Source organism: Myxococcus sp. NMCA1 (assembly GCF_026810205.1).
In the GTDB taxonomy this organism is placed as follows: Bacteria; Myxococcota; Myxococcia; order Myxococcales; family Myxococcaceae; genus Myxococcus; species Myxococcus xanthus_A.
This window is the reverse complement of record NZ_CP113950.1, coordinates 887210-911223: the sequence shown is the minus strand read 5'-3', so window position 1 is coordinate 911223 and position 24014 is coordinate 887210. Positions and strand designations below refer to the sequence as shown.

The window sequence follows — 24014 nt, the reverse complement described above, 5'->3', positions numbered from 1 at the left end:
CTTGCTCACGTTCGGGCGGCATCGCGCAGACCGGCGAAGCACCACCACGGGAATTACAGTTCACAGTCTACAAGTACCGCGGAAACATCGCTGACGCGCGTCACCGTTCTGGACGGATCGCGACCGAAGCAGTCGGCTTTCAGGAGGGAGCTCCAAGAGCGTATTGATGACCAAGTACGCGGCACAAGAGCAGCGGCTCACGAAGGCTGCGGCGACCAGACCATCACCCCGCACTCGGTCATGCAGTCCCTGCGCTCACTCGCCTCCAGCGACGTCGACTGCTAGATGCTCGCGAAGCTGCACAGATTGGAATCCCTCATCGCCGACAGCACCCAACCCGAAGTGGCACGAGCTCGCCCAGGATACGAGCGCCTTTCCCGGCTCCGGACGCTCGACCTTCAAGTCTACGCCTACCAGGCACAGGCCTTCCTGACCTCTCCCCTGGCCCAGCGCATGGCGCGGCTCCAGCTCCGCATGGGCCTGTCGAGCGCGGCCCCCGACGCCCTGGCGGTTCCCCTGGCACGCCTCGCGCTCGCACCCACACTCAAGATTCCCGACTTCACGCTGCAGTTGGTCCGCGCCAGCACCAAGGACTGGGCCAGCATCTTCCGTTTCGTCCGGGAGCCCTCGGTGGGCCTCTCCGTCCACGTGTCCACCACGGAGATGAGCGAGCCCCCGAAGCCATCATGCAAGGCGACGTGCTCGCCGGACTCGAACGGGGCGCCGCGCTGAAGCCCGGGGAGCTCGTCGTCACCCACCGGCTGCGCACCGTCCACCGTCGGCCCATGAGCTGGGCGCCACCCCGGAGCCGTGACGCACCGCGCCGGAAACGACAAAGGCCTCTGGACTTTGGGTCCAGAGGCCTTCATCTCCGCTAAGTGCCCAGGGGCGGAATCGAACCACCGACACGGGGATTTTCAATCCCCTGCTCTACCGACTGAGCTACCTGGGCGTAAGGGGCACCGCGCGGAACGGCGCCTTCATAGCGAGCCCCTCCCTCCTCCGTCAACAGCATTCTCCGCCACCCGGGCGGTCAGGCGTCAGGCCGCCAGGGACATGGCCTCCCCGTCCCAGGACGTGAGACCGGCCGTCAGCCTGTGGCGCAGCTTCACCCGCAGGCCCTGTTCGATCTGCCGGATACGCACCGCCGTCACCCCGAACCGGCGCGCCAGCAGCTCCGCGCTCACCCCGTCCTCCGCCAGCATCCGCTCCTCCACCAGCGCGCGCTCCCGGGCATCCAGCTCCGGCCAGGCCGCGTCCACGCTCGCCCGGAGCCGCCGCGCCCACTTCGCCCGGTCCACCAGGTCCTCCTGCGAGTCAGCATCCGCCATCAGCCCCTCCAGCCGCGTGGCCTCCGAGTCCGGAGACACCGGCGCGTCCAGCGACACGTCCCGCGACAGCGCCTCCATGGCGCGGGCCACCTCGTCCTCCCGCTTCCCCAAGGCCTCGGCCAGACGCTTCTCCACCTCCGGGTGGCCCTCCCCCCACCGGGCCTCCAGCCGCGCCCGCTCCCTCCGGAGCTGGAACACCACCCAAGGCGCCCGGCCGCCCGCCATGCTCCAGTTGCGGCCCACGTAGGCGCGGATGCGCGCACGAATCCACTGACTGGCATAGGCCGCGAACGGCACCCCGCGTTCCTCGAAACGTCCCGCGGCTTCCATCAACCCAACGTTGCCTTCCGCCACCAGCTCTTCCATCGACAGGCCAGTCCACCGGTATTTCCACGCCAACCGCCGCACCAACTCCAGGTGCCCACGGACGCGCGCTTCAACGACCTCGGCCGTAACCACGAGCTCAGGGGATTCACAGGATACGTTCAGGCTGATGGATTCCATGGACCTCCTCCGGTTGGGCGCGCCCACACGACGGCGCGACGCAGAGGAAATTAAAGGTCGGGGCTCTATAAGAAAATTAGGTAGTTTAACGACAACACTTCGACTATCTCTATATATATGAGCTGGCTCAACTACCATCACCTCCTGTACTTCTGGACGGTTGCGCGGGCGGGCAGCATCGCCAAGGCAGGCGAGGAGCTGCATCTGGCGCAGCCCACCATCAGCAGCCAGCTCAAGCTCCTGGAGGAGTCGCTGGGCCACAAGCTGTTCGAGCGCCAGGGCCGCAAGCTGGTGCTCACCGACGTGGGCCGCACAGTGATGCGCTATGCGGACGAGATCTTCCGCCTGGGCAACGAGCTGAAGAACGTCGTCTCCGGCCTGCCGCCCGGGCAGCAGCTGCGACTCAATGTCGGCGTGCTCGATGTCATCCCCAAGCTGGTGGCCGAACAGCTCCTCAAGCCCGCGCTCGAAGCAGGCCCGTCGCTGCGCATCATCTGCCGCGAAGGGCCCCTGCCGCAGTTGCTCGCCTCGCTGGCCCTGCACGAGCTGGACGTGGTGCTCGCGGATGCGCCCAGCTCGGAGCCGGTGAGCGTGCGCTCGTTCAACCACTTGCTCGGCAAGTGTGGCGTGTCCTTCTTCGCTGCCGGGAAGCTGCTCGAACTCAAGGAGAACTTCCCTCAATCACTGGACGGCGCGCCCGTGCTGCTGCCGTCAGATGAGTCCTCCGCGCGCCGCTCCATGGACCTGTGGTTCGAGCGCAAGGGCCTGCGCCCCGTCATCGCGGGTGACTTCGATGACAGCGCGCTGCTCCAGGCCTTCGGCCAGCGCGGGCACGGGGTCTTCGCCATGCCCAGCGCCATCGAGGCCGAGGTGGAGCGTCAGTTCAACTGCTCCGTCATCGGGCGCACCGACGAAATCGAGACCTGCTTCTACGCCATCACCGTCGAGCGGAAGATTCGCCACCCCGCCGTCGTCACCATCGCCGAGGCGGCGCGCTCGCACATCTTCGGCGAGTGAGCATCCAAGACGCCGCGCTCAGGCCAGGGACGGAGCGCGGTACACCTCTGCGCCTGCGACCACGGTGGCGAGGACCTGCGCCTTCACCAACGCCGAGGCGGGCCCCTCCAGCGGATCTTCCGACAGGGCCACGAAGTCGGCGTCCAGCCCCGGGGCCAGCCTGCCGCGCCGGGCGTCGTCGAAGGACGCCCAGGCGGGCCCGGTGGTGAAGCCCTCCAGCGCCTCGCGCGCCGTCAGTCGCTCTTCCGGCATCCACCCGGCCTCGGGCCTGCCGGCCGCGTCCTGCCGCGTGCGCGCCGCGTACAACCCCGCCAGAACATCCGGATTTTCGATGGGGAAGTCACTGCCCAACGCCAGGTGCGCGCCCGCGTCGCGCAGGCTGCGCCAGGCATAGGCGCCCTTGAGCCGCTCGCGGCCCAGCCGGGACTCCGCCCACGGCATGTCGCTGGTCGCGTGGGTGGGCTGCACGCTCGCCACCAGCCCCGCGGCCCCCAGGCGGAGGATGTCCTCGCGCCGGAGAATCTGCGCGTGCTCCACGCGGTGCCGCAGCGACTGTGTGCCCGTCACCTCGGCGCCGCGCAGAAGCACGTCCAGCACCAAGGTATTGGCACGGTCTCCAATGGCGTGGATGCACACCTGGAAGCCCCGGGACATGAAGGCCTGGGCGCGTGAGGCGAGTTCCTCGGGTGGCAGCAGCCACAAGCCCCACTGCCCTGGCTCGTCGCAGTAGTCGTCGTGCAGCGCCGCGCCCCGGCTCCCCAGCGCGCCGTCGGCCAGGAACTTCACCGAGCGCATCGCCAGCATCCGCCCCTGCCACGGTCCTTGCTCGAGGTACGCGTGCCGCTCGTCACCCTGGCCCGCCGCCATCGCGTAGACGCGCAGAGGCAACGTGCCCGCGGCGTCCCATGCCTGGAGCACGCGAAAGGCATCCCACTCCATGCCCGCGTCATGCACCCCGGTCAGCCCCACCTGCGCGCAACGGGTCAGCGCGGCCCGCAGCCGAGTCTCCAGCTGCGTCCTGGAAGGTGGAGGCATCGCGGCGGCGACCACGTCCATGGCGTTGTCCACCAGCACGCCCGTGGGCTCGCCGTGCGCGTCCTTGAGGATGCGGCCGCCCTCGGGGTCCGGCGTGTCGCGGGTGACTCCAGCGCGCCGCAGGGCCTCGCCATTCACCCAGGCCGCGTGGTGGTCCACCCGGGTGAGGAACACGGGCGTCGAGGGGAGGCGCGCGTCCAGTTCCTTGCGGCCCGGGAAGGCGCCACCAGGCCACTCGTTCTGGTCCCACCCTCTTCCCAGCAGCCAGTCTCCCTGGAAGCTGGAGGCGGGCGCCTCGGTCAGCCGGCGAATGGCCTCATCCACCGAGGCCGCCTTCTCCAGCCGCACCGTCGTCAGGCTCCGGCCCAACCCGTGGATGTGCGCGTGCGCGTCCACGAGGCCCGGCACCACGGTGGCGGCGCCCAGGTCTACCCGGCGCGCATTCGGGCCCGCGGCAGCCTCCGCTTCTTCGCGAGTCCCCACGGCCAGCAGCCGCCCATCCCGCACCGCCAGCGCCTGGGCCCGTGGCCGCGCCGCATCCAACGTCCACACCCGCTCCGCCAGGTAGACTGTCGCCTGCACCGTGACTCCTTCCGCGTGCCGCTTCGGACGCGAACTGTGCGCGAGCCTGGCTGCGCTGTCACGGTCACACGCGTGGCGATGAATACCGTCCTGGCGCGGACTACTCCGCCGGCGTTTCCTGCGTCTCCGGCGTGCCCGCGTCGATATCCGGCAGGGGCGTCGCGGGGCCCGCGGGGGAATCCGGCACCGTCTGCACGGGCTCGCGGATCTGATCCGGGCCCGTCAAGGGCTGACGATTCTCGGTTCCTTCGGGCTGCGTGGTCTTGCAAGCGGGCGCAGCAACTGCCACGCCCAGGGCAATGAGAACGGCACGACGCATGTAGCCTCCTTATCGAGTTGCGGACGGACCCTAGGGAGCGTGCCCTCCATCGACAATCTGTCGACGACAGCGAACGTCCACCAGCGGATGCCCGGGCACACCGTCGGGGGCTTGCCCCCGGTGCCGGACAGCAGCCCGGCAGTCACACGGCGCGGGATGATGCTGCTTCCCGTGCGCACCGTTGCCTGGAGCGCTCACCTGGGAGGCCGAGGCCATGCTGGACGTCGTGGACATTGGCAAGCGTTCGCTTGCCACCTATCGCGGGATTGCTCCCGACGAACTCCTCGACGAATTGCACCGGCTCTCCGAGGACCTGCGGGGCGCCCGGTGCATGCACCTGAGCGCCACGCCCTACGGCGGCGGCGTCTCCGAAATCCTCCGCTCCCTGGTCCCGCTCTACAACGACCTGGGCATCGTCACGGACTGGAAGATCATCCACGGCGACGACACCTTCTTCCAGGTCACCAAGCGCATCCACAACGGCCTGCAAGGCGCCCCCGGCGAGCTCACCGAGTCCGAGAAGGCCACCTACCTGGCCAACGCCCAGCTCAACGCCCACCGGCTCGTCACGGATTCGGAGAACTACGACTTCGTCTTCGTCCATGACCCGCAGCCCGCCGTGCTCGCGGCGCTGAGTCCCCATCTCGATGCGCGCTGGATATGGCGCTGCCACATCGACACCTCGCACCCCAACCCGGCCTTCTGGGACTTCCTGTCGCCCTACCTGCGCGCCTACGACGCCGCCATCTTCACGATGCGGGAGTTCATTCCACCCCAGCTCCCCATCTCCGACGTCCGCATCTACCCGCCCGCCATCGACCCACTCAGTCCCAAGAACCACCCGCTGCCGGAGGCCCTCTCGCGCGACGTGTTGGAGTGGATTGGCATCCGCACCCACCGGCCCCTCGTCACCCAGGTCAGCCGCTTCGACCGGTGGAAGGACCCGCTCGGTGTCGTCCGCGCCTACCAGCGCGTGCGGCCCCACGTCCCCGACCTCCAGCTCGCGCTCGCGGGCTCACTGGCCCTGGACGACCCGGAGGGCTGGGACGTGTACGAGGAACTCCGCGACGCCACCGCGGGCGACAGCCTCATCCACATCCTCACCAACCTGGTGGGCGTGGGGAACATCGAGGTCAACGCGCTCCAGGCCGTCTCCGACGTCGTCATCCAGAAGTCCCTGCGCGAGGGCTTCGGGCTCGTCGTTTCGGAGACGCTGTGGAAGGGCACCCCCGTCGTCGGCGGGCGCGTGGGCGGCATTCCCATGCAGCTGCCCGAGGGCACCGGCGGCGTCCTCGTGGACACCGTGGAGGAATGTGCAGAGGCCATGCTCCACATGCTCCGCCGTCCCGACGAGGCCCGGCTGCTGGGCGCGCGTGGACACGAGCACGTGCGTCAGCACTTCCTCATGCCTCGGCTGCTCGTGGACCACCTGCGGATGATCAAGCAACTGGCAGCCCTGCGCCCCTTGCCCCAGCGCGGCATCGTCCCTGCTTCCTTCAACCCCGCCAGCCTCCAGGGGGTGTGAGATGCACCAACGGGCACGGTGGAGACTCGCGGGTCCGGCCCTCCTGTGTGTCCTCATGGCGGGCCTGCTCGCACCCGCGGCCGATGCGCCCACGAGGAACGGCCAGCCCACCGTGGCGCGCTGCGACCTGGAGGGCGTGGTCGACGCCGGCACCGGCGGCTACCTGTCCGACTGCGTGGCACGCGCCACGGCCGCGGGGCATGACGCGTTGCTCGTGCGACTGGACACCCCCGGCGGCTCGCTGGAGGCCACGCGCCACATCGTCCGGGCCTTCCTCGCGTCACCTGTCCCGGTGCTCGTCTGGGTCGGCCCCTCCGGCGCACACGCGGGCAGCGCGGGCGTCTTCATCGCCCTGGCGTCCAACGTCGCGGCCATGGCGCCGGGCACCAACATCGGGGCCGCACACCCGGTGGTGGGCCCTTCCGGCCAGTCCCCGGAAGCCGTGGGCGGCGAGCAACTGGCCCGCAAGGTGGAGAACGACGCCGTCGCGTTCGCGGAGAGCATTGCCCAGCAGCGGGGCCGCAATGTGCAGTGGGCCGCCTCCGCCGTGCGCGACAGCGTCAGCGTCTCCGCGGACGACGCGCGGGCACTGCGCGTGGTGGAGTACGTCACGCCCACCGAGGCGGACTTCCTCACGCAGGCGGACGGGCGGCGTGTGACGGTGGCGGGCGGCGAGTCCGTGCGGCTCTCCACGCGGGATGCGCACATCGTCACGCTGGAGCCCACGCTGTCCCAGCGCACCGTGCACGCGCTCGCCAATCCAGCCATCGTCTACCTGCTGTTCCTGCTGGCCGCGCTGGGGTTCGTGGTGGAGCTGTCACATCCGGGCGCCATTGCCCCGGGGCTCATGGGCGTGGTGGCGCTGGTCCTGGCGCTGGTGGCGTCGTCCGCGCTGCCTGTCCGCGCGGGCGCGGTGCTGTTGATGCTGGCGGGCGCGGCCCTCATCATCGCGGAGTTGTTCGTCACCAGTGGACTGCTCGGCGCCGCGGGCGTGGTGCTGCTGGGCCTGGGCGGCCTGTTCCTCGTGGACCGCTTCGACCCGGAGTGGTTCGTGGACCGCTCCTTCCAGGTGTCGTGGACGTGGCTGGTGCCCACCACCGTGGCGCTGGCGGGTGCGGCGGCTTACGTCGCCTACCGGAGCGCGCAGACGCGGCGGCTCCCCCAGCAAGGTGGCGACCTGGGGCTCGTGGGTGAGCGAGGCACCGCCCTGGCCCCGGTGACACCGGAGGGCGGCGAGGTGTTCATTCACGGAGAGCGCTGGAGCGCCACGTCCACCGCACCCATCAGCTCCGGCGCGCACGTGGTGGTGCGAGGCATGCAAGGACTCACCCTCTTCGTCGACGAGGTACCGACCTGATGCAACTGACCGGACTGTTCGGAGTGCTCATCCCCGTCGCCATCCTGTTCCTGCTCTTCCTGTCGGGGGTGCGAATCGTCAATGAGTACCAGAACGGCGTGGTGTTCCGGCTCGGGCGCTTCGTGGGGCTCAAGCGCGCGGGCTTCCGCTGGCTCATCCCCTTCGTGGAGCGCATGGTCATCATCGACCTGCGCACCGTGGCCCGTGACGTGCCCCCACAGGACGTCATCACCCGGGACAACGTCAGCGTGAAGGTCAACGCCGTCGTCTACTTCCGCGTCATCCACGCGGACAAGGCCGTGCTCCAGGTGGAGGACTACCTCTATGCCACCAGCCAGCTCGCCCAGACAACGCTGCGCTCCATCCTGGGCCAGGTGGAGCTGGACCAACTCCTCTCCGAGCGGGAGCGCATCAACCACGAGATTCAGCAGGTGCTCGATGCACGCACCGACCCGTGGGGCGTCAAGGTGTCCAACGTGGAGGTGAAGCACATCGACCTGCCTGCGGAGATGCAGCGGGCCATCGCGCGGCAGGCCGAAGCCGAGCGCGAGCGCCGCGCGAAAATCATCGCCGCCGAGGGCGAACACCAGGCCGCCGAGAAGCTCTCCATGGCCGCCAAGGTCCTCGGCCGCTACCCGGCCACCCTCCAGCTCCGCTACCTCCAGACGTTGGTGGAAATCACCACCGGTGGCAATCACACCATCCTGCCCATCCCGCTCGACCTGCTGCGCACGCTCAGCGGCGTGAAGGCCCACCTGGAGCAGGCCGACGATGGACATGAGAACCGGCGATACGCCGAGGATGAAGAAGAGGGACCTCCCGCGGGCGGCCTGTCCTGACGGCCGCTAGTCGAAGAGTTCCTGCCGCTCCAGCTTGATGGCCCGCCGGCTCAGCCGCAGCGACGCCAGCACGAGCAGCGCCGTCGCGCCCAGCAGCACCACGCCCAACGAGAAGGACACCACCGGCAGGGCCTCGGGCAGCTGCGTCTGCCGCTTCGTCAGGTACAGCAGCGACGTCACCACGAAGGCCAGCAGCGCCGTGTAGGTGAAGGCAATCGCCCGGGCGAGGATGGCGTGCCGCCGGTCCAGGATGGCGACCTCCTGGCGCAACACCGCGCGCCGGGTGTGCCCCTCCGGCAGCAGCCGCCACTCCCGCGCCATCTCCCGGATGCGCGCCGTCATGCGCGCAATCTGGTTGTCCAACCCCGTCGCCACGATGCCACACGCCGACACCATCACCGCGGGCGTCACCGCCGTGCCGATGAGCCGGATGGAAGAGAGGTCCACGACTTCCGCGAGGCCATTCATGCCCTCCTCTGTTCCACCCCACCCCGACTGACGCAACACCTCCGCGCCCTTCGCCCGCCACCGGGTCATGACAGCGGACAAGCGCCGGGTGTCATGACTTGGCAGCAACACTGTCGAGATGCCGCTGAGCTGGGGCCCTCGCGTTCCAGCCACCGCTACTGCCAATTCGTCAGTGGCAGCTTGACACTCAGAATGTCGAGTCGTACTGTCTGAACCGTGAGCACGCCGAAGACACAGAGCGAATGGAAGCTGACGGAGCTGGCCGAGGCGGTGGGCGTCTCGCCGCGGACGGTGCGCTACTACGTCCAACGCGGCCTGCTTCCCGCGCCCCCCTTCCGGGGACCCGACACCGTGTACGGGGAAGAGCACCTCGTGCGGCTCAAGGCCATCCGCGTCCTGCAGGCGCGGTTCCTTCCCCTGGATGCCATCCAGGCGGAGCTGCAGCGCCTGAGCCTCGATGAGCTGCGCCAGCTCGCCGATTCAGACGCGACACCCACCCCCCCGGTGTACGCGCAGCCGGCGCCGGGGCCCGCCGTGGTGGCGCCACAGCAAGCGCCCCCGCCCCCGGCCACGGGCCTGAAGCGTTACGAGCGCTGGGAACTTCTCCCAGGGCTGGAGCTGCACGTCTCGGAAGCAGCGGACACGAAGACTCGGGCGCTCGCGGAACGCGTTCGCGCCCTCATCGCGGAGTTCCAGGAAAGGGAGAAGCCATGACCAACGAGAAGGCAGGGCTGTACACGCGCAACGGCACGCAGGTCCCCCTCCAGGGTGTCGAAGTCACGGGCGAGCTCCTCGGCGGACATGCACGCGTGCGCGTTCGCCAGCGCTATCGCAACGACGAGTACCAGCCGGTGGAGGCCATCTACACCTTCCCCCTGCCCTCGGATGGCACCCTCTCCGCCTTCTCCATGACGTGCGCCGGGCGGCGCCTTGAAGGCGTGGTGCGGGAGCGTGAAGAGGCCTTCCGGACCTACGACGACGCCGTCACCGCGGGCCACGGCGCGGCCCTGCTGGACGAGGAGCGCCGCAACGTCTTCACCGCGCAGGTGGGCAACCTGCTGCCCGGCGAGGAGACGGTGGTGGAGGTGGAGTTCCTCCAGGCCGTCACCGCCGAGGAAGGTAGCGTGCGCTGGATGCTGCCCACGCTGGTGGCGCCTCGCTACATCCCCGGTGCGACCACGGGCGACCGCACCGGCCACGGCAGTGAAGCGCCCACGGCCCAGGTGCCGGACGCGGACCGCATCACCCCGCCCGTGGGCAACGTGCACTACGGCCTGCGCATGGACCTGCTCGTGGACCTGGGCCGCGAGGTGGTGGTGGAGAGCCCGTCCCACGCCATCACCGTCACCCGGGAGGAAGGCACCCGCGTGCGCGTTGGCTTCTCGCGCGGCGAGGTGTCCCTGGACCGCGACCTGGTGCTGAGCCTGCGCAGCCCGGACAGCAGCGCGGTGTTCACGCCGCTCGTCACGCACCGCAAGGGCGAGGGAGGCCCGGGCACCTTCGCGCTCACCGTGGTGCCGGACCTGCTGGCCATGGCCTCCGCGCCGGCCAAGCAGGAGGTGGTGTTCGTCGTGGACGTCTCCGGCTCCATGGCCGGCGAGAGCCTGCCCCAGGCCCAGGCCGCGCTCCGGCTGTGCCTGCGCCACCTGCGCGAGGGCGACCGGTTCAACGTCATCGCGTTCGAGAATCACTTCCGGTCGTTCCAGCCCGAGCCCGTGCCCTTCACGCAGCGCACGCTCGAGGAGGCGGACCGATGGGTGGCCGCGCTGAACGCGGATGGCGGCACGGAGCTGCTCGCGCCCATGCGCGCCGCGGTGCAGGCGGCTCCCGACGGCGTCATCGTGCTGCTCACGGACGGACAGGTGGGCAACGAGTCGGAGATCCTGCGCGCCGTGCTCGAGGCTCGGAAGACGGCACGGGTGTACTCGTTCGGCATCGGCACCAACGTCAGCGACGTGCTGCTGCGGGACATGGCGAAGCAGACGGGCGGCGACGTGGAGTTCATCCACCCGGGCGAGCGCATCGACGACAAGGTGGTGGCGCAGTTCTCCCGCGCGCTGGCACCTCGCGTCACCGAGCTGGAGGTCCACTTCGACGGCGTGGAGTGCGCGGAGCTGGCGCCCGCCGAGCTGCCCCCCCTGGTGGATGGCGTGCCCTGGACGCTGCTGGGCCGCTATGCCTCGCCCGGGACGGGCACGGTGACGCTGCGTGGGCGCTCGGGACGGGAGCCCTTCTCGCTCACCGTCCGCGTGGACCTGCCCGCGGTGTCGGACCGGCCGGCGGTGGAGAAGTTGTGGGCCGCCGAGCGCATCCGGGGCTGGGAGGCCGCGCAGCTCACCGGACGCCGCGCGGAGTCCATGAAACAGCGCATCGTCGAGCTGGCCGTCGCGCACCAGATTGTCACCCGGTACACCTCGTTCGTCGTGGTGGAGGAGCGCAAGGGCGAGCGGCGGAACTCGGGACAGGCGAAGACGCGCGTCATCCCCGTGAACGCCCCCGCGGGCTGGGCCATGTTCGGCGCACAGAAGGAGGAGGCCGCGATCGGTGGCGCCGTCCCCCGTCGCGGACGGATGGCCGCGAGTGGCGCCATGCCGCCCCCGCCCGCGCCCGCGCAGAGCACGCCCTCCATCGATGCCGATGGCGGCACCACGGACTGGATGATCATGAGGAGCGAGCGGCGTGAACAGGGCAAGGCCGACGCCATGAAAAAGAAGCGCAATAAGGGAGGAATCCTCTCCAACTTCTTCGGCGGCGGTCAGCCTCCAGAGCCGATGAAGGAGGCGGAGTTCGGGGAATCCGACGCGTACCGCGACGAGGCTCCGGCGGCCGAGGGCGGTGTCGACACGGGCGCGGAGGGACTGCTGTCTCGGCAGCTCGCCAACGGGCTCTGGGAAGGCACCGGCGAAGGCTCCGAGCCCGTGCGACAGGCGCGTGCCACGGCGCTGGCCTTGCTGACGCTGCTGCGCGAGGGCATCACCAGCAGCCATCCGCTGCATGGCGCGCAGGTGAAGAAGGCGGTGGAGGCCCTGCTGTCCCTGGCCGCCAGCCTGAGCGGCGATGCACAGGTGGCGGAGCTGGCGCTGGGCGTGGCGTGGCTGGCCGCGGCGGGGCCGCGCACCCGGGGCCGCATCGAGCAGGCCGCGAAGCCGCTCGTCGGGCTCAACGGCCGGCTGGGCAACGAGGTGGCCCTGCGTGAGCACGTCGACACGCTGGCAGCGCGCTGACGCACCGCGAAAAGGCGGCGGCATGGCTGATACATGCCGCCGCCGCGCTTCGCATACAGTGCCGGGCGCCATGACGCTCGCCACGCTCATCCTGCTTGCCACGCTCTCCGCTCAGCCCCCGGAGACTCCGCCCTCTTCCGAGGCCACGGCACCGGAGACGGTCACCGCACCGCCCCTGGTGTCCACGCCCGATGCCTGTGCGGCCAGCTCCGAGGCGGATTACTCGGCTGGCTTCGATGCGCTCGTGAGCGGCAACGACGCGAAGGCGCTGGCGCTGTTCGAGCGAGTGCTCGCGGCCTGTCCACAGCACCCATATGCCATCGAGCTGGCCCGGCTCTCCCGGACACGGCTCGCGCCCGGGGGGCGGCTGGCCACCGCCGCCGCGAGCGCGGTGGGGAGAGAGCCCCACTCCAGCGCCGCGCGTGCCTCTCTCGTCGTGGTGCAGACGCTGCACGGGGTAACCCAAGGCGTCCTCCTGTGCGCCATCGGAGATTGCAGCGGCCAGGGTTACGCCGCGGTGTCACTGCTGGGCGCAGGAGCGGGCGCCGCCAGCTCGCTGCTTCTCACCCGGGGCGGTGTGACGGACGGACAAGCCGCCGTCATCAACTCCGGCACCGTGTGGGGTTTCTGGTTCGGTGTCGCGACACTGCTCGCCTTCGACTTGGATGGTGACAATGCCCTGGGCTCCGCCATCCTCGGCGGGGCGGGCTTCACCGGCGTGGGCGTCCTGCTGGCGCACCTGGTGAACCCCACCTCGGGACAGGTGTCCCTGGCCAACTCGGGTGGCCTCTGGGCCGGCGCGGTGACGGCGCTGTTTCTGGCGACTTCGGACAACAATGACACGCAGGGCTTCTTCGCTGTCGAGCTGGGCGCCACCGCCGCGGGCATCCTGTCGATGGCCATCCTGTCGAAGTACGTGCCGGTGTCCCGAGGCCGCATGCTCATCATCGACGCGGGCGGCATCCTCGGCGGACTGGTGGGCGCGAGCGCCGTCTACCTCACCGCGGGCAACGACGCGGGAGACGCCATCCTCGTGGGCAGCGGCATCGGCGTGCTGGGCGGCCTGGCCCTCACCACGTACCTCTCCCGGAACTTCGACCTTCCGGACGCGCCCCAGGTGACGCTGGCGCCGCTCACCACGTCGCGTGGGGGCACAGGCGTATCGATGGTGGGCCGGTTCTAGCCTCGGTCAGCGGCGGCGCAGGCCGTAGATGGACATGAGGATCTGCTCGAAGGTGCGCGAGGGCAGCACGGCCTTCGCCACCACCGCCACGCGCTGCGCCAGCTGGGCCACCGGGTAGCGCACGCGAGGCGCTCCGCGCTCCATCACCTCCAGCACCTTCCTCGCCACGTCCTCGGCGGCGAGTCCCTCGCGCTCGCCGTTCTCGATGGCTTTCAGCACGGCCTCGAAGCGCTCCTGGTACACGGAGCCCGCGCCCGCCTTCACGACACACACGCGGTTCTGGGTGAGCTGCGTCCGCACGTCTCCGGGCTGTACCAGCGTCGCCTCGATGCCGAACTCGGCCACCTCCTGGCGCAGCGCCTCGGTGAAGCCCTCCAGGGCGAACTTGCTGGCGCTGTAGAGCGACTGGAAGGGCAACCCCACCTGCCCGCCCAGGGAGCTGACCTGGATGATGCGGCCAGAGCGCCGCTCGCGCATTGAAGGCAGCACCGCCTTGCACACGCGCAGCGCGCCCAGGAAGTTGGCGTCGAACTGCGCGCGCGCTTCTTCGATGGAGGTGTCCTCGGCGGCGCCCGCGAGCGCATGACCCGCGTTGTTCACCACTACGTCGATGCGGCCCTCACGCGACAGCACCGTCTCCACGGCTCGCTGCACGGAGTCGTCCTGGGTGACGTCCAGCTCCAGCATCCGGTAGCCCGGCGGCGCGGCCTCCACGGGACGGCGGCTGGTGCCGTAGACGATGTGGCCACGCGCGCTCAGCAGCTCCGCGCACGCCTTGCCGATGCCGGACGACGCACCGGTGATGAGAACGACACTTCCCTGCGAACCGGACATCCAGGCTCCGTGCAACAGTCTTCCTGGCGCACAAACCACGGGTGCCCGGGACCCGGCAAGAGCCTCTCACCCCGCGTCACGGGGGTGCCCGGCGACTCAGACCGTCTTGCTGCGCGCCGGGGCGGCGACACCCGGCTGCGCAGCCTCTCCCGGGATGACAATCTGGTGGCGCTGCACCTCGCGAACCATGAAGAAGGCGGCGGCGGACAGCACGCCCAGGTCATCCAACCAGCCGAGTACCGGAATCACGTCCGGCAGCGCGTCCACGGGCGACAGGAAGTAGACCACCGCCATCACGCCAGCGAGCTTCCGCCAGAGCGCTACGTGCGGGTCGCGCACGTACCGGAAAAAACGGCTCCCCATTCCACGAAGGCCTGCGATGTTCATACCTACCTCTACGCATGAAGGGCCCGGGTGATTGCGGCCCCGGCCCACACCCAGCGTATGCCGTCCGGCCGCCCGAGGGACAGCCAGGCTCAGTCCGGAGTGTCCTCCAACACCATTGCCCGCCCCACCACCTCCAGCCGCGCCCGGTCACCTGCGCGCAGCGGCAGGTCCGGCGCGCCGCGCACGGTGAGCTCCAGGCCGTTGCACGCCACGGTGAACTCGGCGGCGGGGCCCTGGAACTCGCGCGCCAACACCTCCGCTCGCAGCGCGCCGCCCAACGCGACGCCATCCGTGTCCGGCACCAGTCGCATCGCCTCTGGACGCAGCGACAGCAGCACGTTGCCCTTCGCTGGCGCGCCCGTCACCGGAAGGATGCCAAGCAGCGTCCGGGCGCCATTGCCGAAGCCCACACCCGGCAGCAGGTTGGTGCCGCCCAGGAAGTACGCCACGAAGGCCGTGCGCGGCGTGGCGTAGACGGCCTCCGGTGTGCCCACCTGCTCCACCTTGCCCGCCCGCATCACCGCCAGCCGGTCCGCGAAGGCCATGGCTTCCTGCTGGTCATGCGTGACGAGCATCACCGTGGCCCCCAGCGACTTCAGCACCCGCCGGACCTCCATCCGCGTGGAGGCCCGCAGCGCGCTGTCCAGGCTGGAGAAGGGCTCGTCCAACAGCAGCACCCGAGGCCCGGGAGCCAGCGCCCGGGCCAGCGCCACGCGCTGCTGCTGTCCGCCCGAGAGCGCGTGTGGCATGCGCGACTCGAAGCCCTCCAGGCCGAAGAGCTTCAGCATGTTGCTCGCGCGGGCGCGGGCTTCCTGACGCGGCATCGCGGTGAGGCCGAAGGCCACGTTCTCCACCACGGACAGGTGCGGAAAGAGCGCGTAGTCCTGGAACACCATGCCCACGCTGCGCTGCTCGGGCGGCACGAAGGCGCCAGGGCTGGCCAGGGTGCGGCCCTCCAACGTGACGGTGCCGCTGTTGGGGCGCTCGAAGCCCGCGACCAGCCGCAGCGTCGTCGTCTTGCCACACCCCGACGGGCCCAGCAGCGCCAGCACTTCGCCGGGCTCCACCGCCAGGGACAGGCCGTCCACCGCGGCGGTACCGCTGGAGGAATAACGAAGGGTGACGTCGTCGAGCGAAAGCAGAGGCATGGCGGGCGGCGCACCCTACCGCGTTCCCGCGAGCCCGGGCGCTTTGGCTTAACTCGGGGACGAGCTGCCCTCTTGCGACACCAGCAGTCCCACACCCAGCGTGGAGACGGCCATCAGCACCAGCGCCGGCAGCGCGGCCTCGGCGAAGCGGCCCTCGGCCGTGGCGCCCCAGACGCGCGTGGCGAGCGTCTCGAAGCCGATGGGCGCCAGCAGCAACGTGGCCGGAAGCTCCTTCATCGCCGTGAGGAAGACGAGCGCCGCGCCCGCCAGCAGCCCCGGCCGCAGCAGCGGCGCCGTCACCCGGCGCAGCACGCCGGACGGAGGCTGGCCCAGCGACGCCGCGGCCTCCGGCAGGTGCGGGTTGAGCTGGAGCAGCGACGCCCGCACCACGCCCACCGCCTGCGGCAGGAAGCGCACCACGTAGGCCAGCACCAGCATGACCAGGGTGCCATAGAGGAAGGGCACCGCCTGCACGCCCAGGAAGACGAGCGACAGCGCCAGCACGATGGGCGGCAGCGCATAGCCCGCGTAGGACACGCGCTCCAGCGCCACCGTGAGGCGGCTCGGGTAGCGCACCGCGAGGAAGGCCAGCGGCAGCGCGCCCACCACCGCCGCCACCGCGCCCAGCATGGAAGCACTCGCCGAGTTCCACGCGGGCCCCATCATCGGCCCCGACTCCACCGACAGCCCCTGCACGCCCCAGTAGACGAGGATGCCCACTGGCAGCGCCACGCCCACCGCCACCACCGCGCCGCACAAGAGCAGCGCCGGCACGCGCCAACGGCCCAGCCGCACGAGCGAGGAGGCCCGAGCGGCGCCCTTCGCGCTGCGGTGGTAGCCCGCACGGCCGCGCAGCCACAGCTCCAGGGCCAGCACGCCCACCGTCACGGACACCAGCGCCAATCCCAGCAGCGCCGCGTAGCTGCGGTCATACGCGCCCTCGTACTGCACGTAGATGGCGCGCGAGAAAGCGTCGTACTGCAGCAGCGCCACCGCGCCGAAGTCGGAGAGGACGTACAGGCCCACCAGCAGCGCGCCCGATGCGAAGGCCGGACGCAGCAGGGGCACGGTGATGCGGAAGAAGGCCCGGGCGGGGGTGAGCCCCAGGCTCCTCGCTCCCTCCAGCCACGCCGGGTCCTGGGACAGCAGCCCGGCGCGCAGCGCGAGGAAGAAGTACGGATACGTCGACACCGTCAGCGCCAGCAGCGCTCCGGGAAAGCCATACACGGGTGGAACCGGAAGGCCCCAGCGCGTCAGGGGTTCTTCCAGCGCGCCGCCCACGCCAAACGCCGCCAGCAGCACGTAGCCGCTGACGAACGTGGGCACCGCCAATGGCACACACAGCAACACCGTCCACAGACGGCGCCCTGGCAGGTCCGTGCGCGCGGTGAGCCAGGCCAGCGGCAGCGACAACAGCGCCGCGCAGCCCGTCACCGCCGCCGCGAGCCCCAACGTGCGGCCCATCAGGCCCCACGTCCTGTCTCGCAGCAGCAGGCCCCATGCGTCCGCATCCGCGTCCACGGCCCGCACGCACAGGTACACCGCGGGCACCAGCGCCAGCGCGGCCATGGCCACGCCGGCCACCCACAACCCCACCGGGGCACGACGGCGCATCAGAGGACGCCGTTGTCCTGGAGCAGCTTCACGGTGCCGCGCAGGTCATCCAGCTTGGACAGGTCCAGGTCGGGCGAGCCCACCTTGTCGAGCGCCGGCAGGCCCTCGGCCAGCTTCACGCCAGACACCAGCGGGAACTCGGACGTCTCCTGCGCGAAGTACGTCTGCGCCTCGGCGTCCAGCAGGTACGCGGCCAGCTTCTTCGCCGCGTCGGTGTTCTTCGAGCCCTTGAGGATGGCCACGCCCGCCACGTTCACCAGCGCGCCCGGGTCACCCGCCGCGACGAAGTAGTTGGCCACGGGCAGGTCCGCTTTGTTCTTCTTCGCGGAGTACAGGTAGTAGTGGTTCACGAAGCCCGCGTCGATTTCACCGCGCCCCAGCGCCTCGATGATGGCGGAGTTGTTCTTGTAGACGCGCGGCGCGTTGGCCTGGATGCCCTTGAGCCACTGCGTCGCGGCCTCGTCGCCCTTGAGCAGCCGCAGCGCGGTGACGAAGGACTGGAACGAGGCGTTCGTGGGCGCCCAGCCCAGGCGGCCCTTCCACTTCGCATCCGTGAAGCCGAGGATGCTCTTGGGCAGCGTGTCCGCCTTCACCTTCTTCGTGTTGTAGGCCACCACGCGCGCCCGGCCGCTGGTGCCCACCCACACGCCCTGCGGCGAGCGGAAGCGCGCATCCACCTTGTCCAGCGTCTCCTTGGGCAGCGCCTGCAGCTGGCCCGCCTTCGCCAGCGCGCCGAGCGCCCCCGCGTCCTGCGCGAAGAACACGTCGGCGGGCGTCTTCGCGCCCTCCTCCAGCAACGTGGCGGCGAGCTGCGGCGTCTCGCCGTAGCGCACCTTCACCTCGACCCCCGTCTTCTCGGTGAACTTCTTGAGGAGCGGGCCCACCAGCTTCTCGTTGCGGCCGGAGTAGATGGTGAGCGTCTCCGCCGCGAGCGCGGGGGAGGCCAGGGTCAGGACCAGGGAGGTCAGGAGGAGTCGTACCATGGGCCGGAACCCTAACGGACGGCCTCCCCCGCTTCCACCGATTGCGCGCGGGCGCCCGGTGAAGCGCGAAACAGGTGACGACAGCGCTCCTTCCCGGCCCGGAGTAGCCTCGTGGGCCGCCACCTCCCGCCACCGTGGAGACACCCATGCCGCGCCCGCTCGTCGCCGCCTGTGCCGCCGCCCTGCTCGCCGCGCCTTCCGCCCTCGCGCAGCCGCCTGCGACCCCGAAGCCTCCCGTCTCCACGCCCAACCCGATGAAGGACGCCGCCGAGCGAACCCGGAGCGCGCTCCAGCTCGCCCCCGCGCCTCGCCCCGAGGACGTGCGCTCCATCGACTCCCTCATCGCCGCGCTGTACGACGTCATCAGCGGCCCTGCGGGACAGGCGCGCGACTGGCATCGCTTCCGCGCCCTCTTCCACCCGGGCGCGCAGATGATTCCCATCCGCCGCCCGAAGGACGGCAAGGGGCCCGCGGCCACGCCCTTCACGCCGGATGACTATGCCACCTCCGCCGCTGTGGCCTTCGACAAGCGGGGGTTCTTCGAGAAGGAGACGCGCCGGCAGGCATCGGGCTATGGCGACATGGTCCAGGTGCTGAGCGCGTATGAGACGCGTGAAACCGCGGACGGGCCGGTGATGACCACGGGCGTCAACAGCTTGCAGCTCGTCTTCGATGGGCGGCGCTGGTGGATTCTCAACATCGCCTGGACGGACGACAAGGCCGCGGGGGTTCCCGTGCCGAAGGACTTCACCCGGAAGTAGAACGCGCGTCATGGGTGACGCATCCCTGCGCGATGTGCTGGTTGTAGGGAGCTACTGCCACGACCTGCTCCGGCATGGCCCCGGGCGGGAAACACATGCGCTCGGCGGGTCGGCGGCGTACATCGCGTCCGTCCTGGATGCGATGGGGCTGGAGTACGCGGTGGCCGCGGTGGCCGGCGAGGACTTCCGTTACGCGGACCAGGTCCGGTATCCGCCGCGCATCGTTCCGGGAACGCGCACCACGCAGTTCATCGCGGACTTCGAGGGAGAGGCACGGACGCTTCGCGTCAGTGCGAAGGCGGAGCCGATTCGCCCTGCGGACATCACCGTGGACGCACGCGTGGCACTGGCCTGCGGGGTGGCGGGTGAGGTGCTGCCGGAGACGCTGATCCATGTCTCTGGGCGGGCGCGGCATGTGCTGGCGGATGCGCAGGGGTTGATTCGGGCGCTCGATGATGACGGACGGGTGCTCAATCTCCGCCTGGAGGACACGCCTTTCGCGGGGCTGCTGGAGCGGCTCCGGGTGCTGAAGGCCAGCGAGGAGGAAGCCCGGGCGATGGACGTCGAGCGGGTACGTCAGCGGACGTGCCTGGTGGTGACGCGTGGGGCGCGGGGCTGCACGGTGTTCACGGCGGATGCGCGCATCGACGTGCCCACGGTTGCGGTGGAGGAAGTGGATGCCACGGGCGCGGGGGACTGCTTCCTCGCTGGCTTCACGCTGGGACTGCTGCGAGGACTGCCGTTCGAGCGCTGCGCCGCGCTGGCGAACTGGTTTGGCGCGCAGGCGGTGACGCAGGTGGGTGTGCCGAAGCTGGATGCCAGCCGGCTTCCAGCGGAACTGCGCTGAGCTACCATCCTCCCGCGTTACGCTGACGAAGTGCCTCTGAGGGGACCATGAGGAACAGTCGACTCGTATTGCCAGTCCTGGCACTTGGATGCAATGGCCAGTCGTACGTTCGGACAGGCACCGGGCATTACTTTGGCCGCAAGAATGGCGATGTATGGGGACGGGGCCCTTGGCCAGCGATTCACCCTTCTCGTGACATTGATGACGTCATCGACCAACCCTGCCCGGCCATCATGGAGATGGATGGCGCCCGGGCGAAGGACTTCGGCCAGGAATACTGCGGTGCCATCTACACGCTGCGGGATGGCATGCACTACGCCAGCTTTCCATCTCCATAGGGTCGGACGACGATTGTCTTCGAGGACAAGCGAAAGAGCTGCCACTCCCCTCGATACGTCAATGACTCTCGGGGCTACGCCTCAATCCTCGCGGATTACCACAGCCATCCGTGGTTCCCTTCCCCCATGTCTCCTGAGGACAGGCGCGCGAAAAATCAGCGCTGGGTCATCCGCATCCAGTTCGACGCAGAGTGCCGAGTCATGAAGCTGATACCGCACATGGATGACCCTGGCCGCCCTGACGAAGTGTACGTTCGGCAAGGAAAGACCTGGAAGCTCATTGGTTTCATCACTCCCGTCGATGAAGCTTGAACTCCATGTTGCCGGAGTCAGGAGGGAACATGTCGCGCCGCCTGCGGCTCTGCCTCTGCCTCACGCTGCCCGCCTGTGGCCTCTTCCACCGGCCACTGAAACCGGAGCGTGCGCCCGCGGCTGAGGCGGCCCGGTTCACGCTCCCCATCGACCTCCCAGCCGATGGACGCGTGCGGATTCCCGCGGACCTGGCGGCGGCCATCTCGCTGGCGATGGACGACTTCCGCCCGCTGGGTGTGAAGCCTCACCGAGGCGCCACACCCGACGAGGTGTGCCTGTATCGACGGGAGTCGTTTGACGTGACAGTGGCCCCAGGGCCAGAGGGCGTGGTCTTCGTCCGGTTCACCGTCAAGGACGGCGCCTGTGACAAGGACGGTCCCGTCGCGGACATGGGCTCCACCTACGCCGTCGAGGTGGCGAAGCACCGAATCTGGCGATTCAACGCCCGTGAGGCCCTGAGACAGTGCCCCACGGGTGACACAGGAGCGGGAGCCCGTGGGCCCCCGCTCCTCACTGCGAACGGCTCAGCCCTGCGTGGGCTCCTCGCCACCCGGGGTGCCGCCCTCCCCAGACGCCGAGGGCGACTCGACAACGGCTTCCGCAGGCGCCGCCGCCTCAGCCGTGGCGTCCGCAGGCGCGGCGGCGTCAGTCGCCTCCGAGGCGCTGGCCTCCGCCGTGGGCAGCGCGCCCTCGACCGGCGCCACCGCCTCGCCGTTCTCCTCGGACTCGTCGCTCTCGGGCAGCTTGGAGATGGCCATGACCTTCTCCTGCTCGTTCTCCAGGGCAATCAGCCGCACGCCCTGCGTGTTGCGGCCGATGACGGAGATCTCCTTCACCCGCATGCGGATGAGCATGCCGCCGTTGGTGACAATCATCACCTCGTCCGACTCCTTCACCTGGAGCAGACCCACCACCTTGCCATTCCGCTCGGTGGTCTTGATGTCGATGATGCCCTTGCCGCCACGGCCCTGCTGCCGGTACTCGGCCTCCTGCGTCCGCTTGCCGTAGCCGTTCTCCGTCACCGTGAGGATGGCCGCGTCCGTCTCCACCACGTCGGCGCCCACCACCTCGTCGCCGTCCTCCAGCGTGATTCCCTTCACGCCGTAGGCCTGGCGGCCCATGGAGCGGACCTCCGTCTCCGGGAAGCGGATGCTCATGCCCGATGCCGTCGACAGCAGGATGTCCTTGCTGCCGTCGGTAATCATCACCGCCACCAGCTCGTCACCGTCGTCGATGCCCAGCGCGATGATGCCGCTGGAGCGGACGTTCTCGAACGCGCTCAGGTCCGTGCGCTTCACCACGCCCCGCTTCGTCACGAAGAAGACGTAGCGGTTCTCCGGGAAGTCACGCGTCACCAGCACCTGCGCCAGCCGCTCGCCCTCTCCGAACTGCACCAGGTTCACCATGGCCTTGCCGCGCGACGTGCGGCTGGCCTGCGGAATCTGGTGCACCTTCAGCGAGTACAGCTTGCCCTTCGTGGTGATGGGCATCAGGTACGCGTGCGTGCTGGCCACGAACAGCTTGCTGACGAAATCGTCTTCCTTCGTCGCAGCGCCCGTCTTCCCGCGTCCGCCACGCTTCTGCGCCCGGTACTCGGTCAGCGGCGAGCGCTTGATGTAGCCCGTGTGCGACAGCGTCACCACCATCGTCTCTTCGGCGATGAGGTCCTCGCTGGTCATCTCATCCACGGCGCCGGTGATTTCCGTGCGGCGCTTGTCGCCGTAGCGCTCGCGAATCTCCACGAGCTCCGTCTTGATGACGTTGAGCAGGCTGCGCTCGTTGGCCAGGATGTCCTGCAGCCGCGCGATGTCGCGCACCAGGCCAATCAACTCGCGGAACAGCTCCTCGCGCTGCAGGCCGGTGAGCCGCTGCAGGCGCATCTCCAGGATGTTCTGCGCCTGGCCCTCGCTGAAGCCCGCGCCCTCGTACTTGTGCGCCAGGCCGCCGTAGCTGGGCTCCTCGTTGCGCGCGCGGGAGACGAGCAGCTCCATCTGCGCCTTCGCCTTCGCGTAGTCGATGCGCTCCAGGTTGACGAAGCGCTCGTGCTCGTACAGCGCGGGCGACAGGATGTGCATCAGGCCCCAGCGCGCCTCGTCCGGATCCTTGGACGCGCGGATGAGGCTGACCACCAGGTCGATGAGGTCCTGCGCGACGAGCAGGCCTTCGACGATGTGCATGCGCGCCAGCGCCTTGCGCAGTTCGTAGCGCGTGCGGCGCGTCACCACGTCGCGGCGGTGCGCGATGAACCGGTCCAGCATCTCCTTCAGGTTGAGCGTGCGCGGCTGGCCCCCGTCGATGGCCAGCATCACCGCGCCGAAGGTCGTCTCCAGCGACGTCATCGTGTACAGGTTGTTGAGCACCACCTGCGAAATCGCATCGCGCTTGAGCTCGATGACGATGCGCATGCCCTGGCGGTCGCTCTCGTCGCGGATGTCGCTGATGCCCTCCAGCTTCTTCTCGCGCACCAGCTCGGCGATCTTCTCGATGAGCCGGGCCTTGTTCACCTGGTACGGAATCTCCGTGAAGATGATGGCCTCGCGGTCACCCTTCTTGGAGGTCTCGATGTCCGAGCGCGCCCGGATGGTGACCTGACCGCGGCCCGTCTCGTAGGCGCGGACGATGCCCTCGCGCCCGGTGATGATGGCGCCGGTGGGGAAGTCCGGACCGGTGATGAACTCCATCAGGTCCCGGACCGTGCAGCCCGGGTTGTCGATGAGGTGCAGCGTGCCGCTGATGACCTCGGTCATGTTGTGCGGCGGGATGTTGGTGGTCATGCCCACCGCGATGCCGCTGCTGCCGTTGACCAGGAGGTTGGGGAACTTCGACGGGAGGACGAGCGGCTCTTCCAGCGAGTCGTCGTAGTTGGGACCGAAGTCCACCGTCTCCTTGTCGATGTCCGCCAGCAGGTCCTCCGCCAGCCGCTCCATGCGCACTTCCGTGTAGCGCATGGCCGCTGGCGAGTCGCCGTCCACCGAGCCGAAGTTGCCCTGGCCGTCCACCAGCAGGTAGCGAAGGCTCCACTCCTGCGCCAGGCGCACCATGGCGTCGTACACCGACGAGTCACCGTGCGGGTGGTACTTACCGATGACGTCACCCACCACGCGGGCGGACTTCTTGTAGGCCCGGTTGTGGAGGTTGCCCAAGTCATTCATCGCGTACAGCACGCGGCGATGCACGGGCTTGAGTCCGTCACGTACGTCGGGCAGCGCGCGCCCCACGATGACGGACATGGAGTAGTCGAGATACGAACGGCGCATCTCGTCTTCGATGTTGACGGGAATGAGCTCTCCAGCGCTGTCCGGGGGAGGAGGCGCGGAGGGCGATGCCGGCTTGTCAGTCGTGTCGTCAGCCATGAGCTCTGGAAGTCTGCGGAGGGGCCCGCGAATAGGGGCCGCCGTCCAGTGAG

The 24014-nt window shown here is 69.5% G+C and carries 20 protein-coding genes and 1 tRNA gene; 10 read left to right on the top strand and 11 right to left on the bottom strand.

The genetic code is table 11. The features are described from left to right. The first annotated feature begins 285 nt into the window (after positions 1-285). Complete coding sequence (locus OZ403_RS04015) at positions 286-732, top strand: hypothetical protein (protein WP_140873207.1); 447 nt, start codon at positions 286-288, stop codon at positions 730-732. A gap of 147 nt (positions 733-879) precedes the next feature. Here OZ403_RS04015 and OZ403_RS04010 read toward each other — a convergent pair. Together OZ403_RS04010 and OZ403_RS04005 are read right to left on the bottom strand one after the other, a co-directional pair. Further along, positions 880-952 (bottom strand) — tRNA-Phe (locus OZ403_RS04010). A gap of 88 nt (positions 953-1040) precedes the next feature. Then, positions 1041-1835, bottom strand: coding sequence for a sigma-70 family RNA polymerase sigma factor (locus tag OZ403_RS04005; protein WP_174258641.1), 795 nt, complete (start codon positions 1833-1835; stop codon positions 1041-1043). Positions 1836-1952: 117 nt separating this feature from the next. Between OZ403_RS04005 and nhaR the strand changes: the two genes are divergently transcribed. Next, positions 1953-2852, top strand: a complete 900-nt coding sequence (gene nhaR, locus OZ403_RS04000) for a transcriptional activator NhaR (RefSeq protein ID WP_140787423.1) — start codon at positions 1953-1955, stop codon at positions 2850-2852. Positions 2853-2870: 18 nt separating this feature from the next. Here the strand turns inward: nhaR and OZ403_RS03995 are convergent, their stop codons facing one another. Both OZ403_RS03995 and OZ403_RS03990 read right to left on the bottom strand, forming a co-directional pair. Then, entirely contained in the window at positions 2871-4469 is a 1599-nt protein-coding gene (locus tag OZ403_RS03995; protein ID WP_140873205.1) for an amidohydrolase, read from the bottom strand. 100 nt (positions 4470-4569) lie between these two features. Continuing rightward, on the bottom strand, positions 4570-4788 hold the full coding sequence (locus OZ403_RS03990; RefSeq protein WP_140787417.1) for a hypothetical protein: 219 nt from the start codon (positions 4786-4788) through the stop codon (positions 4570-4572). 214 nt (positions 4789-5002) lie between these two features. Between OZ403_RS03990 and OZ403_RS03985 the strand changes: the two genes are divergently transcribed. From OZ403_RS03985 to OZ403_RS03975, 3 genes are read left to right on the top strand one after another with little or no spacing between them, the layout of a single operon-like run. Next, positions 5003-6313 (top strand): glycosyltransferase, encoded by a 1311-nt coding sequence (locus OZ403_RS03985; RefSeq protein WP_268783510.1) that lies wholly within the window; start codon positions 5003-5005, stop codon positions 6311-6313. A 1-nt stretch (position 6314) separates the two neighbouring features. Then, on the top strand, positions 6315-7670 hold the full coding sequence (locus OZ403_RS03980; RefSeq protein ID WP_268783509.1) for an NfeD family protein: 1356 nt from the start codon (positions 6315-6317) through the stop codon (positions 7668-7670). Next, positions 7670-8509 carry a slipin family protein gene (locus tag OZ403_RS03975; protein ID WP_140787412.1) on the top strand — a complete coding sequence of 280 codons (840 nt, stop codon included), beginning with the start codon at positions 7670-7672 and terminating at the stop codon, positions 8507-8509. Before OZ403_RS03980 ends, OZ403_RS03975 begins: the two co-directional genes overlap by 1 nt. Before the next feature lie 6 nt (positions 8510-8515). Here the strand turns inward: OZ403_RS03975 and OZ403_RS03970 are convergent, their stop codons facing one another. Continuing rightward, positions 8516-8977, bottom strand: a complete 462-nt coding sequence (locus OZ403_RS03970; protein ID WP_140787410.1) for a DUF2721 domain-containing protein — start codon at positions 8975-8977, stop codon at positions 8516-8518. Positions 8978-9193: 216 nt separating this feature from the next. Here OZ403_RS03970 and OZ403_RS03965 point away from each other — a divergent pair, with 216 nt between their 5' ends. The 3 genes from OZ403_RS03965 to OZ403_RS03955 all read left to right on the top strand — a co-directional run bounded on the left by OZ403_RS03965 (position 9194) and on the right by OZ403_RS03955 (position 13384). Next, positions 9194-9691, top strand: a complete 498-nt coding sequence (locus tag OZ403_RS03965; RefSeq protein ID WP_268783508.1) for a MerR family transcriptional regulator — start codon at positions 9194-9196, stop codon at positions 9689-9691. Further along, positions 9688-12201, top strand: a complete 2514-nt coding sequence (locus OZ403_RS03960) for a VIT domain-containing protein (RefSeq protein WP_268783507.1) — start codon at positions 9688-9690, stop codon at positions 12199-12201. Before OZ403_RS03965 ends, OZ403_RS03960 begins: the two co-directional genes overlap by 4 nt. Before the next feature lie 70 nt (positions 12202-12271). Continuing rightward, the gene (locus tag OZ403_RS03955; protein ID WP_237081731.1) at positions 12272-13384 is read left to right on the top strand and encodes a tetratricopeptide repeat protein; all 1113 of its coding nucleotides are present in this window, start codon (positions 12272-12274) and stop codon (positions 13382-13384) included. A 6-nt stretch (positions 13385-13390) separates the two neighbouring features. Here OZ403_RS03955 and OZ403_RS03950 read toward each other — a convergent pair whose 3' ends face one another. The 5 genes from OZ403_RS03950 to OZ403_RS03930 all read right to left on the bottom strand — a co-directional run bounded on the left by OZ403_RS03950 (position 13391) and on the right by OZ403_RS03930 (position 18350). Continuing rightward, the gene (locus OZ403_RS03950; protein WP_268783505.1) at positions 13391-14218 is read right to left on the bottom strand and encodes an SDR family oxidoreductase; all 828 of its coding nucleotides are present in this window, start codon (positions 14216-14218) and stop codon (positions 13391-13393) included. A gap of 96 nt (positions 14219-14314) precedes the next feature. Then, positions 14315-14581 carry a YkvA family protein gene (locus OZ403_RS03945; protein ID WP_174259033.1) on the bottom strand — a complete coding sequence of 89 codons (267 nt, stop codon included), beginning with the start codon at positions 14579-14581 and terminating at the stop codon, positions 14315-14317. Between the two features lie 113 nt (positions 14582-14694). Next, on the bottom strand, positions 14695-15753 hold the full coding sequence (locus OZ403_RS03940) for an ABC transporter ATP-binding protein (RefSeq protein ID WP_268783504.1): 1059 nt from the start codon (positions 15751-15753) through the stop codon (positions 14695-14697). Between the two features lie 48 nt (positions 15754-15801). Next, positions 15802-17367, bottom strand: a complete 1566-nt coding sequence (locus OZ403_RS03935) for an ABC transporter permease (protein ID WP_268783503.1) — start codon at positions 17365-17367, stop codon at positions 15802-15804. Then, on the bottom strand, positions 17367-18350 hold the full coding sequence (locus OZ403_RS03930; RefSeq protein WP_140787394.1) for an iron ABC transporter substrate-binding protein: 984 nt from the start codon (positions 18348-18350) through the stop codon (positions 17367-17369). Before OZ403_RS03930 ends, OZ403_RS03935 begins: the two co-directional genes overlap by 1 nt. A gap of 146 nt (positions 18351-18496) precedes the next feature. On the opposite strand from OZ403_RS03930, the gene OZ403_RS03925 reads away from it, so the two are divergent. Both OZ403_RS03925 and OZ403_RS03920 read left to right on the top strand, forming a co-directional pair. Next, positions 18497-19111, top strand: a complete 615-nt coding sequence (locus OZ403_RS03925) for a nuclear transport factor 2 family protein (protein WP_268783502.1) — start codon at positions 18497-18499, stop codon at positions 19109-19111. 10 nt (positions 19112-19121) lie between these two features. Beyond that, entirely contained in the window at positions 19122-19958 is an 837-nt protein-coding gene (locus tag OZ403_RS03920) for a PfkB family carbohydrate kinase (RefSeq protein WP_140797200.1), read from the top strand. 1174 nt (positions 19959-21132) lie between these two features. On the opposite strand, the gene gyrA is transcribed toward OZ403_RS03920, so the two are convergent. After that, complete coding sequence (gene gyrA, locus OZ403_RS03915; RefSeq protein WP_268783501.1) at positions 21133-23961, bottom strand: DNA gyrase subunit A; 2829 nt, start codon at positions 23959-23961, stop codon at positions 21133-21135. Positions 23962-24014: the final 53 nt, after the last annotated feature.

Coding starts and splice junctions, on each gene's coding strand:
- OZ403_RS03955 (WP_237081731.1), top strand. CDS start 12,272: ATGACGCTCGCCACGCTCATCCTGCTTGCCACGCTCTCCGCTCAGCCC.
- OZ403_RS03920 (WP_140797200.1), top strand. CDS start 19,122: ATGGGTGACGCATCCCTGCGCGATGTGCTGGTTGTAGGGAGCTACTGC.
- OZ403_RS03975 (WP_140787412.1), top strand. CDS start 7,670: ATGCAACTGACCGGACTGTTCGGAGTGCTCATCCCCGTCGCCATCCTG.
- OZ403_RS03950 (WP_268783505.1), bottom strand. CDS start 14,218: ATGTCCGGTTCGCAGGGAAGTGTCGTTCTCATCACCGGTGCGTCGTCC.
- OZ403_RS03945 (WP_174259033.1), bottom strand. CDS start 14,581: ATGGGGAGCCGTTTTTTCCGGTACGTGCGCGACCCGCACGTAGCGCTC.
- OZ403_RS03985 (WP_268783510.1), top strand. CDS start 5,003: ATGCTGGACGTCGTGGACATTGGCAAGCGTTCGCTTGCCACCTATCGC.
- OZ403_RS03990 (WP_140787417.1), bottom strand. CDS start 4,788: ATGCGTCGTGCCGTTCTCATTGCCCTGGGCGTGGCAGTTGCTGCGCCC.
- OZ403_RS04015 (WP_140873207.1), top strand. CDS start 286: ATGCTCGCGAAGCTGCACAGATTGGAATCCCTCATCGCCGACAGCACC.
- OZ403_RS03980 (WP_268783509.1), top strand. CDS start 6,315: ATGCACCAACGGGCACGGTGGAGACTCGCGGGTCCGGCCCTCCTGTGT.
- OZ403_RS03940 (WP_268783504.1), bottom strand. CDS start 15,753: ATGCCTCTGCTTTCGCTCGACGACGTCACCCTTCGTTATTCCTCCAGC.
- OZ403_RS03930 (WP_140787394.1), bottom strand. CDS start 18,350: ATGGTACGACTCCTCCTGACCTCCCTGGTCCTGACCCTGGCCTCCCCC.
- gyrA (WP_268783501.1), bottom strand. CDS start 23,961: ATGGCTGACGACACGACTGACAAGCCGGCATCGCCCTCCGCGCCTCCT.
- OZ403_RS03925 (WP_268783502.1), top strand. CDS start 18,497: ATGCCGCGCCCGCTCGTCGCCGCCTGTGCCGCCGCCCTGCTCGCCGCG.
- nhaR (WP_140787423.1), top strand. CDS start 1,953: ATGAGCTGGCTCAACTACCATCACCTCCTGTACTTCTGGACGGTTGCG.
- OZ403_RS03960 (WP_268783507.1), top strand. CDS start 9,688: ATGACCAACGAGAAGGCAGGGCTGTACACGCGCAACGGCACGCAGGTC.
- OZ403_RS03970 (WP_140787410.1), bottom strand. CDS start 8,977: ATGAATGGCCTCGCGGAAGTCGTGGACCTCTCTTCCATCCGGCTCATC.
- OZ403_RS03935 (WP_268783503.1), bottom strand. CDS start 17,367: ATGCGCCGTCGTGCCCCGGTGGGGTTGTGGGTGGCCGGCGTGGCCATG.
- OZ403_RS04005 (WP_174258641.1), bottom strand. CDS start 1,835: ATGGAATCCATCAGCCTGAACGTATCCTGTGAATCCCCTGAGCTCGTG.